The organism is Crystallibacter degradans, assembly GCF_012952295.1.
GTDB lineage: Bacteria > Actinomycetota > Actinomycetes > Actinomycetales > Micrococcaceae > Crystallibacter > Crystallibacter degradans.
This window is the reverse complement of record NZ_JABBCH010000002.1, coordinates 204,546-220,718: the sequence shown is the minus strand read 5'-3', so window position 1 is coordinate 220,718 and position 16,173 is coordinate 204,546. Positions and strand designations below refer to the sequence as shown.

Sequence of the window (16,173 nt, the reverse complement as noted above, 5' to 3'; positions counted from 1 at the left end):
GACCGAGGGGTCTTAGATGTTCACTCACCGGGTTATGGGGAATAAACGGGAGGATGCGCGGGGGCGCAAATCTTCCTCCCGTCAAGCTGGTGCCGGGCAACCGGCCACGAAACAAACTGGGTACCGGCGGCGCGGCGTCGCCGGCATGCTCGCACTTGTACTGACAACGTCGCTGGGCCTTCCAGCCCTTGCAGGTCCGGCCCACGCTGGGGTGGTGGGCCAGGGATTTACCGTTACGCCAGCGGATCTGGCGTTCATTCTCAAGCAGATCAAGATTTCCGAGGCCCACGTGGCCAACACTACGTCCGCCACCGGCCCCTGCGGAGCGCTGCTCGGCGACGGCCCCAACCAGGTGCCGGGCCCGCTGGTCTCCTACGGCCTGCGCACGGTGGACGGTTCTTGCAACAACCTGCAGGAAGACCGCGAAAAGTTCGGCGCGGCGCAGGAGAAGTTCCCGCGGTTCACCACGCCGGACTTCCGGCCGGCCGAAGACAGCCAGTCCCCCCGGGTGGCCGCCACGGCCGACCCCGGGTACGCGTCCAAGAAGGACGTCTGGGACTCGCAGCCGCGCGTCATCAGCAACCTGATCGTGGACCAGACGTCCACCAACCCCGCAGCCGTCAAGGCGGCGGGCTTTCCCTTGCGCAGCCAGGGCACCGACGGCGTTGTCCCCTGCACTACGGATCCAACACCGACGACGGCGGGCATTCCCGAGGACTGTGTTCCGTCAGGGGAAACACTGTTCATCCCGAATGTCACCACCGACGTCGGACTCTCGCCGCCCTACAACGGCCTGTTCACGCTCTTCGGACAGTTCTTCGACCACGGCCTCGACCTGGTCAGCAAGTCCGGCGGCACGGTCTACGTCCCGCTGAAGGACGATGATCCGCTGATCCCCGGACGCGACGGGGAGCTGAACACGGCCGATGACCTGCCGCCGCACCTGCGGTTCATGGCAGTAACCCGGGCAACCAACCAGCCCGGCCCCGACGGCCTGATGGGCACCGACGACGATATCCAGGAAGCCACCAACCGGACCAATCCCTACGTGGACCAGTCCCAGACCTACGCTTCCCACCCGGCGCACCAGGTGTTCCTGCGCACCTATGTGAAGAACACCGCCGGCAAACCCGTCTCCACCGGCGAGCTGATGACCTCCGCCGACGGCGGCATGGGCACCTGGCAGCTGCTGAAGAAGCAGGCGGCCGAGCTGCTCGGCCTGAAGCTGGTGGACGCCGATGCACTGAACATCCCGGTGATCCTCACCGATCCGTACGGCAAGTTCGTTCCGGGCCCCAACGGCCTCCCGCAGTATGTGACGCCGACCGGAACCGTGGAAGGCAACCTTGCCGCCCCCGTGCCCGCACCCGCCAACGTTGACCGGGTCAGCGAGGCCTTCATCGAGGACATCGCGCACAACGCGGTTCCCGCTCCGGGACTGATCGCGGACACCGATACCGCCATCACCCCGGCCACCGCGCGCCAGGCCGCCGGCACGTACGACAACGAGATGCTGGACCGGCACTTCGTCGCCGGTGACGGCCGCGTCAACGAGAACATCGGCCTGACCTCGATCCACCAGATCTTCCATTCCGAGCACAACCGCCTGGTGGATGACATTCAGCGGGTCCTCACCGAGGACACAGGAAATGCCCGGGGGGATGCTGCCCTGAAGGAATGGCAGCTCGCGGCCGGTGCGGAAGGCTGGAACGGGGAGCGGATCTTCCAGGCTGCACGGTTCATCACCGAGATGGAATACCAGCACCTGGCCTTCGAGGAGTTCGCCCGCAAGGTCCAGCCGCTCATCGAACCGTTCTCCGGCTACCACGACGACGTGAACTCCGCGATCAGCGCCGAGTTCGCGCATGCCGTGTACCGGTTCGGCCACTCGATGCTCACCGACACCATCGCGCGCACCAACGAGGACGGCTCGTCGAACGATACTCCGCTGTTGAACGGCTTCCTCAACCCGGTGGCCTACACCGACGGCGGTTCGGCCGGCGTCCTGGACTCCAAGTCCGCGGCCGGCAGCATCGCCATGGGCATGTCCAACCAGGTGGGCAACGAGCTCGACGAGTTCGTGACCGACACGCTGCGCAGCAACCTGCTGGGCCTGCCGCTGGACCTTCCCGCCATCAACATCGCCCGGGCCCGGGAGACGGGCCTGCCGTCACTGAACAACCTGCGCAAGGAACTGCACGCCAAGACCAACGACAGCCAGCTCATGCCGTACAAGAACTGGATCGACTTCGGCCTGAACATCAAGCATCCCGAGTCGCTGGTGAACTTCGTTGCCGCCTACGGCACGCACGAAACCATCACGTCCAAGACCACGCTGGCGGAGAAGCGGGAGGCCGCCCGGCTGATCGTGGATCCGCCGTTCGACACCGCGCCGGAAACCATTCCTGCCGACGCGGGCGACTTTATGGGCGCCACGGGGACCTGGGCGGACAAGCCGACCGGCCTGGACACCGTGGACCTCTGGATGGGCGGCCTGGCCGAACGGACCAACCTGTTCGGCGGCCTGCTGGGCTCGACCTTCAACTACGTGTTCGAGAAGCAGATGCTGGACCTGCAGAACGGCGACCGGTTCTACTACCTGGTGCGCACACCGGGCATGAACCTGTTCTCGCAGCTGGAAGGCAACTCCTTCGGCGAGATGATCATGCGCAACACCAACGCGCACTCCATCACGGCCGACGTCTTCTCCACCGCTGACTGCAAGTTCCAGCTGGCCAACCTGGGCGGCACCGGCACCAACATCGCGGATGACCCGGCGTCGGAATGCAACGAAACCGAGCTGCTCATCCGGATGCCGGACGGAACCATCCGCTACCGCACGATGAACTCGATAGATCCTCCGGGCATCAACGGCCAGAGCGTCTTCAACGGGACCGACAGCAGGGACCTGGTCTGGGGCGGCGTCGATAATGACACGTTCTGGGGCGGCCCGGGCAATGACCGCATCGAAGGCAACGACGGCGCCGACACCGCCTTGGGCGGCGAGGGCAACGACATCATCACCGATGCTGCCGGGGACGACGTTCCCAAGGGCGGTCCGGGCAATGACGCCATCGATGCCGGACCCGGTCTGGACATCCTGCTGGGCGGCGACGGCAAGGACCTGCTCAACGGCGGGGCCAACACCAACGAGCACTTCGGCGGGCCGGGCGATGACTTCATCATTGCCGGCGGCGGCGCGGACACGGTGTTCGCGGACTCCGGCGATGACTGGGTCGAAGGCGGTGACGGGGCCGACCTGCTGCAGGGCGATTCCGGCGCTCCCTTCTTCGACGATCCCAACAAGCCGGGCCACGATGTCATCAACGGCCAGAACGGCGACGATGATTACGACGCCGAAGGCGGGGACGACATTCTGCTCGCCGGTCCCGGCATCGAACGCAACGCCGGAGCGGCCGGTTTCGACTGGTCCAGCTACGAGTTCGACGAGCTGCCCGCGGATGCGGACCTGGAGCTGAAGCTGCTGGGTGTCCCGCTTCCGGTGGACGTCCTGCGCGACCGCCATGCGGAAGTCGAGGCACTTTCGGGCGGCAGCAGGAACGACATCCTGCGCGGCGACAGCGTAGTGCCCCGGACCGCCGTAGCCGAGGGCTTCTCCGGAAGCAACTGGCTGGACGCGAACGGCGTGGCACGCATCCGCGGCCTGGAAGCCCTGCTGCCTGCCGGCGCAACCTCCGGCGACGCGGTCTGGGGCGAAGGCAACATCATCCTCGGCGGCGGCGGCAACGACACCGTCGAGGGACGCGGCGCCGACGACATCCTCGACGGCGACAAGGAACTGCGGGTCCGGCTCAGCGTCCGGACCAACGCTTCCGACGCAGCCACCGAGATCGGATCGGCAACGGCGCTGGCCAAGCCCTACCTGGCCGGCAGCACGGAGACACTGCAGCAGGCAATCTTCGCCGGCAAGGTGGATCCGGGCAACGTCGTCGTCGTTCGTGAAATCGTCGACAGCGCCAGCCCGGGCAACGCTGACGTCGCGGTGTTCAGCGATATCCGCAGCAACTACACCATCACCACCACCCCGGCCGGTGCCCAGCCGGGCGCGGCGGGCAGCATCACTACCGTCACGCACAACGCGGCTGACGGAGATGACGCCGCCCTGACCGGCGACGGCATCGACACTCTGCGCAACATCGAGCGCCTGGTGTTCGCCGATACGCAGGTACCCGCGGCTCCGACCGGCGTCACGGCCACGGGCGGCAACGCTTCGGCGAACGTCGGCTGGTTTGCACCGGCAGGTTCCTCCATCACCGGTTTCGACGTCAAGGTCATGGATGCCAGCGGCGCCCAGGTCGGCGCGCTTCGGCGGGTCGATGCCACAACGACGTCGCTGCTGGTGGACAGCCTGACCAACGGAACGGCATACCGGTTCCAGATCCGCGCGGTCAACGAAGCAGGCGCCGGCGCCTACTCCGCTCCGAGTGCGCCGGTGACCCCGGCTCCGGTTGCCCCCGCTGCCCCGGCCATCGGCACCGCCACCGCCGGCGACCGGCAGGCCACCGTCAGCTGGAGTGCTCCGGCAAGCAACGGCGGTTCGGCAGTCACGGGCTACACGGTCAAGGTTATCGACGCCGCCAATGCGCAGGTGGGTGAACTCCGGAACGCCGGAGCCACCGCCACGAGCATGGTGGTCACCGACCTGCCGGCCGGCAGCCGATTGCGGTTCCTGGTGGCCGCGGTCAACGCGGTTGGCACGGGAGCCTTCTCGGCTGCGTCGAACGCCGTCGAGCCGGTGGAGACGGTAGCTCCGACGGTCACCGCCAAGACCCCGGCGGATGCGGCGACAGGGATCCTGATCGGCGCCAATCCCACGGTGACCTTCAGCGAACACGTGACCGACGTCAGCAACACCAGCATGGTGCTGCGCAACGCCGCCACCAACGCAATCGTTGAAGCCACCGTGACCTACACAAAGGAGAACATGACGGCGGTACTCGATCCGGTTGCCGACCTGGCCGCCAACACCCGGTACCAGGTGACGGTGACCGGCGGCGCCACGGCCATCCGGGACGCCTTCAACAACCCGGTGGCTTCGGCCACCTGGAGCTTCACCACGGAGGCCGGCAAGCCTGCCACGGTCAAGAACGTCGACTTCACCAGCGACGGATTCGCCGACCTGGTGGCGCGCGACGGCAACGGCCGGCTGTGGCTGTACCGTAGCGACGGCAAGGGCGCTTTGCAGTCCCGCTCCGTGCTCGGCTCCAGCGGCTGGAACGTCATGAACGCCATCGCCAGCCCCGGCGACTTCGACGGGGACGACAAGGCGGACATCATCGCCAAGGACAGCGTCGGTTCCGGCCGGCTCTGGCTCTACCCCGGCGACGGCGAGGGCCGGCTCCGGTCCCGGATCCTCATCGGCTCCAGCGGCTGGGACTCGATCAACGCGGTCTTCAGCGGAGGCGATACGGACAACGACGGCGACACGGACCTCATCACCCGTGACACCTCGGGCCGGCTCTGGTTCTACCCGGGCAACGGCGCGGGCCGCTTCGAGCCGCGCGAGCTGATGGGCACCAGCGGGTGGAACTCCATCACCAGCCTGCACAGCCCCGGCGACTTCGACGGGGACGGTAACTCGGACGTGGTGGCACGGACCACGGACGGGCGGCTGTGGATGTACCCGGGCACCGGCACCGGCCGGCTGGAGCGGCGGGGCCAGATCGGGACGGGGTGGAACTCCATGAGCGCCATCTTCAGCCCCGGTGACCTCACCGGCGATGACAACCCGGACGTGGTTTCGCGCGACGGTGACGGACGGCTGCTGCTCTACCCGGGCACCGGCACCGGCGGGTTCACGCCACGGCAGGTCATCGGCAACAGCGGCTGGAATGCCATGAGCATCCTGTTCTGAGCCGAACCGGCCAGCTAAAATCCAGGCCCCGGGAAACCGGGGCCTGGCTTTTTGCCTGCGTTCTGCGGCGAGTGATTTCTGAGGCTCAGTCCCGGTCCACTGCTTTGCCCAGGGTTCTGCCCAACCTCTCCACGGTTGGGTCCACGCCCTTCTCCACGATCTTTTCGACCGGGCCGGATTGCTTTTCCGCTGCGCCGCGGCCCTTTTCCTCGGCCTGTCCGGGCGCCTGCTTATCCTGGCCCCCGTTGACGAGCGGGGCACCTTCGACGGCGCGCCGCACGAGCCGCTTCACGGGCTGCTGCGCCTTCCCGGCGTTCGGCACAGCGTTCCGGACCGCCTCGCCGGCGGGCTTGTTGGGCTTGTTCGCCTTGGGCTTGTCCTGGGCCTTGTTATTCGCCTTGGCCCTGGCCTTGGCCTTTTCGTTGGCTTGGCCGGCTTGCTGGCCCTGGCCGGGCGAAGCCTTCGCTGCCGGACCCGGTGCAGCGGGTGCTGCAGGGCCGGCACCGTTGCCGCGCTGGGTGCCCGGTTCCCTGCCGCCCTGCCTGCCGGGCTCCTTGGCGGCAACTATCACCGGGCCGCCCGAACGTTCTACGCGTTGCCCGGCTCCGGCGGCGATGTCAGCTCCGCCCGGCATGGCGACCACCGGCGGAAGTACCGGCAGCGCGCTGTCGGAGGCACCGCCGTCGTTAGCTTGGTTAGTCAGCTGGTCCTGCTCATCCGGCTGCACCAGGTCCACCGCGGTGTCCACGGCGGCGTAAAGGTTCTCGCGGACCTCCTCGTTGGCCGCCACGGTGCCCACGCCCAGGCTCATGGAGGCGGCGACGACGACGCCGATGACGGCGCCCCGGCGCTTGCGGCGCAGCGGGACAACCTTGGGCTTGAAGAAGGCGGCAAGTTCCGGGGACGGTTCGGGCGCGGGGCCCTGGCCGAGGTCGCGGAGCTCTGCCAGCAGGGTGTGCAGTTCGGGATAGTCGCCCGCGTCGGCGAGCAGATCCGCGTCCGGCGCGCTGCCGGGACGTTGCTGGGTCATGATGCCCCTCCTACCTTGCTGCCGACGACCATGTCTTTGAGTTTCGCAAGTGCCCTGCGCTGGAGCTGTTTGACCGATCCCTCCGACTTGCCCATGACCTGGGCCACCTGGTCGATGGGCAGGTCCGCCACGATGCGCAGCGAAAGGACTTCACGCTGGTCCGGGTTCAGGGTCTGCATCAGTTGGACGACGTCGCCGCCGGAGCGGTCCACCACAACCTGCTCTGCCGAGGAGACGGTCCGGGTGTCGAAATCCGGGTCGTACTCGGCGAGGCGGGGGTGACGCGCACGGGCGCGGGCGGCGTCCACCACTCTGGCGTGGGCTACCGAGAACGTGAACGTCTTCAAACCTGCAACACCCCCGGTGACATTGTCGAGTTTCTGGAAAACCGTCAGGAAGACGTCCTGGGCGACGGCTTCGGTGTCCTCAACGCCCCTGGCCTGCAGGTACCCCATGACTTTAGGTGACAACGAACGGTAAATTTTCTCGGCGGAACGACCGTCTCCGGAAACAGCTGACAACAGATCCTCATCTGTCAGCAATCCATCCACGGTTTTTCCTTTAAGTAGCGACTGGCCCGGCGTCCCTTATCATAGCCGCGCCACTCGCTCCGCGCTGGATGCAGCACCCGACATTCGGCCGGGGCCCATCCAGAAGATGTGAAAGCCGCGCCACAGCTCGTTGGGGGGGAAGCTCTGGCGCGGCCTCTACATATAAGTAATCGAACCGGCTTGAGGAAAAGTTACGCGGTTTCAAAAAACTTTCGAAAAACTTTTTCCCGGCCGTCCCGGTGCCTGCCTTTAGTGGGCTTCAACCACTTCCACCGTGCTGGCCAGGCGCCGGTTCCGCAGGACCGGGAGGAACTCGCGGACCTCGTCGATGCGGCGGCGGGTCACGTCCACGGTGACAACGCCGCGCGGCTCGTCGTTGAGGTAGTCCTGCACAATGCCCATGGGATCCAGGATGGCGGAATGCCCCACGGTATGGCTGCTGGAGGTGCCGGCGGCGGCCACCCAGCAGGTGTTCTCGATGGCGCGGGCCTTGAGCAGCGTCTCCCAGTGCTCGATCTTGTGGTCGCCCTTGAACCAGGCCGCCGCCACGCAGATCAGGTCCGCGCCCTGGTCCGCGAGGCCGCGGGCCATCTCCGGGAAGCGCACGTCGTAGCAGGTCATCACGCCCACCCGCAGTCCGCCGATCTCCACGAGCTTCAGGCCGCCGTCGCCCGGCTTGATCTTCGTGGACTCCTGGTAGGAGAACGCGTCGTACAGATGCAGCTTCCGGTACGTATCCACAATGCGGCCGTCGGCGTCAACGATCACCAGCGTGTTGTAAGGGCGCTCTTCCCCGCTGGCCTCGTAGCCGCCGGCGATCAGGGCGACCCCGGTCTCCGCGGCGATGAAAGAGAGCTTCTGGACGAAGGCGCTCCAATGCTCGTTGACGGCGGAGATCAGGCTCCCTTCGACCTTGCCGACGGTGAACATGGACTCTTCCGGGAACAGGATCAGCTCGGCGCCCGCGGCCTTGGCCTCTTCGGCCTGTGCACGCATGACGCTGAGGTTTTCGTTGACGTCCCCGGAAGGATCGAATTGCCCCACACTGACCTTCATGATGCGCTCCCGTCTCGCTGGCGGCGTTGTCATTCCAGACTACCCAACCCGCGGCGCGGAATCTCTAAAGGGTTTTCAGCGTCCGGCGCAGCGCAGGATCGCCTCCACGGAGCGGTCCGCGTCCTCCAGCGTGGTGGACCAGTTGCTGACGCTGATCCGCATCGCGGCCATGCCGTGCCAGGTGGTGCCGGAGAGCCAGAGCGTGCCGTCCTCCTGCACACGGCGTACGACGTCGTGGGTAAAGTCGTCCCCGCCGGCGCCGCTAATGTTTCCATCACCGCACGGGATAAAGCGGACCAGCACCTGGTTGAGCACCACGTCGTTGAGGATTTCGACGCCGTCAACCTGGCCAAGCTGGGCCGCCATGTGCCGGGCCAGCGCGCAGCAATTTTCAACCATCTCCCGCACCCCGTCGCGCCCAAGGGTGCGCAGCGCTGCGTAGATGGGGAAGCCCCTGGCGCGGCGGGAATACTCCGGCACCCAGGAGACTTCATCGCGCTCCTGCCCGTATTCGAGATACGAGGCGTGCGGCGGTGCCATCGCCTTGACGTGGGCATCGGCGTCGGCGACAAACGCCAGCCCGGAATCGTAGGGGACGTTGAGCCACTTGTGCGCGTCCGTGGCCCAGGAATCGGCCAGTTCCAGCCCGCCGAGCAGGGGCCGCAGTTCCGGGCTCACGGCGGCCCAGAGCCCGAAGGCCCCGTCCAGGTGGACCCAGCCACCCTCCCGCCGGCGGACCAGGTCAATGGCGGCGCGGATCGGATCGAAGGAGCCGGTGTTCACGTTGCCGGCCTGCAGGTTCACGATCAACGGCGCCCGCTGCGGAATCTGCGCGAGGACTTTCTCGAGCTCCCGCAACCGGATCCTGCCCTGGCCATCCGTGGCCACGGTGTGCACCCGGTCGCGGCCGAGCCCCAGGTACTGCAGGGCGGACAGGACCGTGCTGTGCGCCTCGTCGCCGACCACCACTTCCACCTCCGGCGCGCCGAAAAGCCCGCGGCCGGTAACGTCCCAGCCCGCCCGCTCCAGCACTGCGGTCCGCGCCGCGGCCAGGCAGGTGAAGTGCGCCATCTGGCAGCCGGTCACCAGGCCGAACCCGCTGGCCGGCGGCAGGCCGAACAGCTCCAGCAGCCAGGCGCCCACGGCTTCCTCCACCACCGAGGCCGCCGGTCCGGCCGCGTAGAGTCCGGCATTCTGGTCCCAAGTGGAGGTCAGCCAGTCCGCGGCCAAAGCCGGTGGCAGGGCCCCGCCGATGACAAAGCCGAAGTAGCGCGGTCCCGCCATGGCCACCGCGGCACGGCCGCCCACCGCGGCCAGATGCTCGATCACGGCCTGCGGTTCATCGCCCGTCTCGGGCAGTGCCGTGATCAGTTCGCGGCGCAGGTCCGCCGCGGCCATGCCGCTCTTGACCGGGCGCTCCGGCAGCGAGCGCAGGTACTCGGTGGCCAGCTCGGCAGTGCGCCGCAGGATGCCATAGTCATCCGCCATTCCTGCATGCTACGCCCAAAACCGGAGGCCGGACAGCGTACCGCTATTCGGCGATGAGGTCCCGCACCACAATGGTCTGGTCCCGGTCCGGGCCCACCCCGATGGCGGAGATCCGCGTGCCGGAGATGTCCTCGAGCGCCTTCACGTAGAGCTGGGCGTTCGGCGGCAGATCCGTAATGCTGCGGGCCCCGGTGATGTCCTCGGTCCAGCCGTCGAAGTACTCGAAGATGGGCTTGGCGTGGTGGAACTCGGTCTGGGTCATCGGCATCTCGTCATGCCGGACGCCGTCGACGTCGTACGCCACGCACACCGGAATCCGCTCTATCCCGGTCAGCACGTCCAGTTTGGTCACGAAGTAGTCCGTGAAGCCGTTGACGCGCGAGGCATGGCGCGCCAGCACGGCGTCGTACCAGCCGCAGCGGCGCGGGCGGCCGGTGTTCACGCCGAACTCGCCGCCGGTCTTCTGCAGGTACTCGCCCATCTCGTCGAAGAGCTCGGTGGGGAACGGGCCGGCACCCACGCGCGTGGTGTAGGCCTTGATGATGCCCACGGCACGGTTGATCCGGGTGGGGCCGATGCCCGAGCCCACGGACGCGCCGCCCGCCGTCGGGTTGGAGGAGGTGACAAACGGGTAGGTGCCGTGGTCCACGTCCAGGAACGTGGCCTGGCCGCCCTCCATCAGCACCACCTTGCCGTCGTCGAGCGCCTCGTTCAGCACGAAGGTGGAGTCGATCATCATGGGCCGCAGCCGCTCGGCGAAGGACAGGAAGTATTCGACGATCTCTTCGACGTCGACGTCGCGCCGGTTGTAGACCTTGACCAGCAGCTCGTTCTTCTGGTGCAGCGAGCCTTCCACCTTCTGGCGCAGGATGGACTCGTCGAACACGTCCTGCACGCGGATACCCAGCCGGGCCACCTTGTCCATGTAGGCGGGGCCGATGCCGCGGCCGGTGGTGCCGATGGCACGCTTGCCGAGGAAACGCTCCGTCACCTTGTCCATGGTCTGGTGGAACGGCGCCACCAGGTGGGCGTTGGCGGAGACGCGGAGCTTGGACGTGTCCGCGCCGCGTGCCTCCAGCCCGTCGATCTCCTCGAACAAGGCTTCCAGATTCACCACGCAGCCGTTGCCGATAATCGGAATGGCATTGGGGCTGAGAATGCCGGCGGGAAGGAGCTTGAGCTCATACTTCTCACCACCGACGACGACGGTATGGCCGGCGTTGTTGCCGCCGTTCGGCTTAACCACGTAGTCCACGCGGCCGCCAAGCAAGTCCGTTGCCTTGCCTTTACCTTCGTCGCCCCACTGGGCTCCGACGATCACAATTGCTGGCATGGGATCCTCCCCCATTCGATGCGGCGGAAACCCTGCCAAGGGGAGAGGCAGGAAGCATCTGCCGCGCATGAGAACGCCCCGACTCCGGATGGAGTTCTGGGGCTCTTACCTGCCAAGTTTAGCCGATGCCCCGATTAACCGCGGATTCCTGCGGCACGAGACGTCGCAATGTGCGCCAGGCCGCCTCTGGCCGCGTCGCGCGGGCCGGATGCGCCCGGATACTCTGGCCGGACGCGCCTGATCGGAGTAGCGTGCGGAGCGTGGGGACTTTGAAGCCAGTTGCGCGGGTCGGCATCTCCGGGTGGCGTTACGCACCGTGGCGCGGGACGTTCTATCCCAAGGGGCTCCCCCAGCGGCGGGAACTCGAATACGCCGCGACCCACCTGGACTCGCTGGAAATCAACGGCTCCTTCTACTCCCTGCAGCGCCCGTCCAGCTGGATCCAGTGGCGCGATGCCACACCGGAGGACTTCATCTTCGCGGTCAAGGGCGGCCGCTTCATCACGCACATGCGCCGCCTCCGGGATGCCCGCGGGGCACTGGCGAACTTCTTCGCCTCGGGCGTGCTGGCGCTCGGCGGCAAGCTCGGACCCTTCCTGTGGCAGCTGCCGGAGAACCTCAAATACGACCCGGACGTCGTCGAGGAGTTCCTGGCGCTGCTCCCTCGAACAACGACGGCGGCGGCCCGCCTTGCGTCCGAGCATACGGATTTGATGCGGGACAGGACCTGGTTCGACGTTGCCGAGGACCGGCCGCTGCGCCATGCCATGGAGGTACGCAGTTCCACCTTCGTCACCGAGGACTTCTACACGCAGCTGCGCCGGCACAACATTGCCCTGGTGATGGCCGACAGCGCCGGGACCTGGCCGATGCTGCACGAGATCACCGCGGACTTCGCCTACGTCCGGCTGCACGGCAAGGACGAGCTTTACGTCAGCGGCTACGGCGACGCGGACCTGGACCACTGGGCGGACACGGTCCGCGGCTGGCTGGACGGCAGCGGCTGCCCTGACGGAATGGGTCGGGACGCCTACCTGTACTTCGACAACGACGTGAAGGTCCGCGCCCCCTACGACGCGATGGGCCTGGCGAAGCGGCTGGCCGACTCTCAGCTGCCGAGCCGGCCGCCGGATGCCTCCAGGTAGCAGTTCCCGCACAGCGATTCGTAAGCGATGTCCTGGCCATCGATGGCTACCTGCTCGCCGTCGAAAACAAACTCGCTACCGATCCGCCGGGTGTTGAAGACGGCCTTGCGCCCGCACCGGCAGATGGTCTTCAGCTCCTCGAGCGAGTGTGCAAGTTCGAGTAGCCGCGCGGCCCCGGGGAAGGCAACCGTGCGGAAGTCGGTGCGGATGCCGTACGCGATCACCGGCACGCCGTCCAGCACCGCGATGCGGAACAGATCATCCACCTGGCCAGGTGTCAGGAACTGCGCCTCGTCCACCAGCAGGCAGGCCACCGGCTTGACCTCCACATGCTCCAGCAGGGCGTCCGGGTCGTCCCCGGAGGCGACCTTGGCGAACAGTTCCCGGACGTTGTCGCCCGGGCGGATCAGGAAGTCCACCTCCCGGGTCATGCCCATTCGGGAGACGATCGCGGTGTCGCCCTTGGTGTCGAGATGAGGTTTGGCCAGCAGCACGCGCTGCCCGCGCTCCTCGTAGTTGAAGGCAACCTGGAGCAGCCCGGTGGACTTTCCGGAATTCATCGCGCCGTACCGGAAATAGAGTTTGGCCAAAATCGTACCTTTCAAAGCGGTCCAGCAGTCGATTCTACTGATCCGCAATGACGGTCCGGTTCAGCCCTGGCTCAAGAGTTCCAGCGGCGTCGGGGCTCAAGCGCTCCGGCGCCGCTGGGGCTCAGGTTCGGTCTGGCGACGTTCAGGCCATCCGGCGGCGCAAGGCGACCAGGGCGACGCCGAGGAGCAGCAATCCTGCTCCTCCCGTGGCCAACCAAATGGTGCCTGCGGCTCCGGTCTCTGCCAGTTCGCCCGCCGGAGCAGCCACGGCAGCGGTGGCCGTTTCGGCTGGCTTCTGGGCCGGCACCAGTGCGGCCGGGGCTACCTCGACGCTTGCCGGGGAGACTGCCGGTGCAGGTTCGGTGGCCGGCGCAGCGGGGAAGGGTTCGTCCATCGGCCATTCTTCGAACCATAGGAACCATCCGTCCAGCTCTCGAATGATGTCTTCCGCGGCAGCCGGATCGGAGGCGCCCAGTTCGCGGATCAGAGCTTCCAAACCTTCCCGGTCTCCCGCTTCGAGGTAGCCAATCATGAGATCAACCAGGTAGATCATGCCCTCGGACTCAAGCACGAGGTCCATGTTCTCCTCCATCCAGAGGGCGATGGTCTCCTCGTCGCTGGCGGCGATGTCATCGGGGATGTTGAAGTCGGCATGGGTCAGGGTGCGGCCGCCGACAACGATGGACTCGAAGCCGGCAGGAACCGGGGCCGGAGGAGCAGAGGGCGAGGGTGCGGCCGTGGTGCCTGGTTCGACAACCCGGGCAGACTCACTTCCGGCAGCGGGCTCCTGGTCAGATCCGGTACTGGACGCCAGTTCGGAAGCAGGGCCGGTTGGGTCGATGGCCGGAGCCTGCCCCTCCCCCGAGCCGATGTCCGGTGCGTCGACCGCGCCGTCTTCCGGCGGGTCGGCGACTCCGCCGTCGCCACCGTCAACATCCTCAGACGATTCCTCGACGGCCCCGGCGGACGTCCCGTCGTCGTCGTTGGTTTCGGTTTCCTCCACCAGCACGGGAATCACCGCATCGGCCAGCAGCTCTTCCGCCTGCACCGGAGCAGGTACGGGTTCGGCCGGCACAATTTCGGTAGTCGGAGCGGCGTCGGTGGAAAGCGCAGCGTCCAGGTTGGTCGCAGGGTCCACATTGGTCGCGGGGGCGGTTTGTTCCGCTGCCGGAAGTGCAGCCTGATCCTGCTGGTTGTCGGCCTGAGCCGGTGCGGCACTGAGGGCGAGTGTGGCGGCAACGGCGCCGGTGAGCAGCGCTGAGCGTAGTCGTGATGTCACGTGGATGTCCTGTCCCCAACTTGGCTGTGCAGGCAGGGCAGCACTCGCGCCAATCCGATGAATTCCGCGCCCTGCGGCCGGCTTCATCCGGACCTAAGCAGAAATATAAGTGATCCGGGGCATATGCGCCAGTCGGAACGTTTTTCCCGCTGCGGCCTCTGTTAAACGAGTGGCGGGAACAGGGGCGCTACGCACGCCGCTGCTCCCGCCTTTTCTCCAGTTGTCCGTCAGGCTGCTGCGTCAGGAGGCTCAGGACAGCCCTCTGCCGCAACCGGCAGGCCTCAGGAAGCCTCGATGGCAGCCTTCGCCTCGGGGTCCGATTCGTTCAGGAACTTGTCGATCCGGGCTACTTCCTCGTCCTCGCCGATGGCCGCGGCAGCGCGGCCCAACGCATACAGGGCGCGCAGGAAGCCGCGGTTCGGCTCGTGCTCCCACGGGATGGGTCCGGCGCCCTTCCAGCCGGCCCGGCGCAACGCGTCCAGGCCGCGGTGGTAACCCACGCGGGCGAAGGCGTAGGACTCGATGGTCCGGCCCTCGCCGTAAGCCTCGTCGGCCAGGATGGCCCAAACCAACGACGACGTCGGGTGCTTGGCAGCGAGGTCAAGGGCCTCGTCGCCGGCGTCCAGCCGCGCCAGGACTTCGGTTTCCTCGGGCAGCTCGGTAGCGTCCGGGCCCAGCAGGTTCTTGCGAAACTCGGCCATCTACTTCACGGACTTTCCGGCCGAACCCAGCCGCTGGGCGGCCTCGACCACGCGGGCTGCCATGCTCTTCTCGGCAGCGGCACCCCAGACGCGCGGGTCATAGGTCTTCTTGTTGCCGACGTCGCCGTCCACTTTGAGGACGCCGTCGTAATTAGCAAACATGTGGCCAGCCACCGGGCGGGTGAACGCGTACTGAGTGTCGGTGTCCACGTTCATCTTGATAACGCCGTAGGAAACAGCGTCCGCGATTTCCTGCTCGGAGGAGCCGGAGCCGCCGTGGAAGACCAGGTCGAACGGCTTCTCCTTGCCGATCTTCCCGCCGACCTCGTCCTGGATCTGCTTGAGCAGCTCGGGGCGCAGCTTCACGCCGCCCGGCTTGTAGACGCCGTGCACGTTGCCGAAGGTCAGGGCGGTGATGTAGCGGCCCTTCTCACCGGCGCCGAGCGCCTCGATGGTCTTCAGTCCGTCGTCGACCGTGGTGTAGAGCTTCTCGTTGATCTCGTTCTCGACGCCGTCTTCCTCGCCGCCGACGGTGCCGATCTCGACCTCGAGGATCATCTTCGCCGCGGCGGTGCGGGCCAGCAGTTCCTCGGCGATACGGAGGTTGTCTTCCAGGGTCTCGGCCGAACCGTCCCACATGTGGGAGTTGAAGATCGGGTCCTCGCCGCGCTTGACGGCGGCTTCGGATTCGGCGAGCAGCGGCAGCACAAAGCTGTCCAGCTTGTCCTTGGGGCAGTGGTCCGTGTGCAGCGCAACGTTGATCGGGTACTTCTTGGCGACCTCGCGGGCAAACGCGGCAAAGCCGAGGGAACCGGCGACCATGTCCTTGACCCCTGCGCCGGACCAGTAGGCGGCGCCGCCGGTGGACACCTGGATGATGCCGTCCGAGCCCGCGTCCGCGAAGCCCTGCAGCGCGGCGTTCAGCGTCTGGGAAGAGGTGACGTTGATGGCGGGGTAGGCGAAGCCGCCGCTCTTGGCGCGGTCAATCATCTCGGTATAGATCTCAGGGGTTGCAATAGGCATGCGGACTCCTTGATAGATAAGTGAGTTCTCGAGGGAGGTGGCCTCTGTCTCCATCCTATCCAGTCGGCCCGCGCACCGGGCCAAACGGATAGGTCTATGAAG

11 protein-coding genes are annotated in these 16,173 nt (G+C 66.8%); 2 read left to right on the top strand and 9 right to left on the bottom strand.

The window, feature by feature from the left end; genetic code table 11:
* The first annotated feature begins 145 nt into the window (after positions 1 to 145).
* Positions 146 to 5,875, top strand: coding sequence for a peroxidase family protein (locus HGO92_RS04790; protein ID WP_169992413.1), 5,730 nt, complete (start codon positions 146 to 148; stop codon positions 5,873 to 5,875).
* Between the two features lie 85 nt (positions 5,876 to 5,960).
* Here the strand turns inward: HGO92_RS04790 and HGO92_RS04785 are convergent, their stop codons facing one another.
* The 5 genes from HGO92_RS04785 to HGO92_RS04765 all read right to left on the bottom strand — a co-directional run bounded on the left by HGO92_RS04785 (position 5,961) and on the right by HGO92_RS04765 (position 11,333).
* Positions 5,961 to 6,905 (bottom strand): hypothetical protein, encoded by a 945-nt coding sequence (locus tag HGO92_RS04785; RefSeq protein WP_169992411.1) that lies wholly within the window; start codon positions 6,903 to 6,905, stop codon positions 5,961 to 5,963.
* On the bottom strand, positions 6,902 to 7,456 hold the full coding sequence (locus tag HGO92_RS04780) for a sigma-70 family RNA polymerase sigma factor (RefSeq protein WP_169992409.1): 555 nt from the start codon (positions 7,454 to 7,456) through the stop codon (positions 6,902 to 6,904). Before HGO92_RS04780 ends, HGO92_RS04785 begins: the two co-directional genes overlap by 4 nt.
* Before the next feature lie 249 nt (positions 7,457 to 7,705).
* Positions 7,706 to 8,512, bottom strand: coding sequence for a carbon-nitrogen hydrolase family protein (locus tag HGO92_RS04775; RefSeq protein WP_169992407.1), 807 nt, complete (start codon positions 8,510 to 8,512; stop codon positions 7,706 to 7,708).
* A gap of 75 nt (positions 8,513 to 8,587) precedes the next feature.
* The gene (locus HGO92_RS04770; protein WP_169992405.1) at positions 8,588 to 10,000 is read right to left on the bottom strand and encodes a pyridoxal phosphate-dependent decarboxylase family protein; all 1,413 of its coding nucleotides are present in this window, start codon (positions 9,998 to 10,000) and stop codon (positions 8,588 to 8,590) included.
* 43 nt (positions 10,001 to 10,043) lie between these two features.
* The gene (locus HGO92_RS04765) at positions 10,044 to 11,333 is read right to left on the bottom strand and encodes an adenylosuccinate synthase (protein WP_169992403.1); all 1,290 of its coding nucleotides are present in this window, start codon (positions 11,331 to 11,333) and stop codon (positions 10,044 to 10,046) included.
* 269 nt (positions 11,334 to 11,602) lie between these two features.
* On the opposite strand from HGO92_RS04765, the gene HGO92_RS04760 reads away from it, so the two are divergent.
* Positions 11,603 to 12,478 (top strand): DUF72 domain-containing protein, encoded by an 876-nt coding sequence (locus tag HGO92_RS04760; RefSeq protein ID WP_240974443.1) that lies wholly within the window; start codon positions 11,603 to 11,605, stop codon positions 12,476 to 12,478.
* Here HGO92_RS04760 and HGO92_RS04755 read toward each other — a convergent pair.
* The 4 genes from HGO92_RS04755 to fbaA all read right to left on the bottom strand — a co-directional run bounded on the left by HGO92_RS04755 (position 12,442) and on the right by fbaA (position 16,125).
* On the bottom strand, positions 12,442 to 13,068 hold the full coding sequence (locus tag HGO92_RS04755; RefSeq protein WP_169992399.1) for a thymidine kinase: 627 nt from the start codon (positions 13,066 to 13,068) through the stop codon (positions 12,442 to 12,444). The genes HGO92_RS04760 and HGO92_RS04755 overlap by 37 nt on opposite strands.
* A gap of 142 nt (positions 13,069 to 13,210) precedes the next feature.
* A complete protein-coding gene (locus HGO92_RS24495) occupies positions 13,211 to 14,347 on the bottom strand; it encodes an LPXTG cell wall anchor domain-containing protein (protein ID WP_169992397.1) in 1,137 nt (378 codons plus the stop codon).
* Between the two features lie 281 nt (positions 14,348 to 14,628).
* Complete coding sequence (locus tag HGO92_RS04745; protein WP_169992395.1) at positions 14,629 to 15,048, bottom strand: DUF3151 domain-containing protein; 420 nt, start codon at positions 15,046 to 15,048, stop codon at positions 14,629 to 14,631.
* Entirely contained in the window at positions 15,049 to 16,125 is a 1,077-nt protein-coding gene (fbaA, locus tag HGO92_RS04740) for a class II fructose-bisphosphate aldolase (protein WP_169992393.1), read from the bottom strand. It abuts the gene before it with no gap.
* Positions 16,126 to 16,173: the final 48 nt, after the last annotated feature.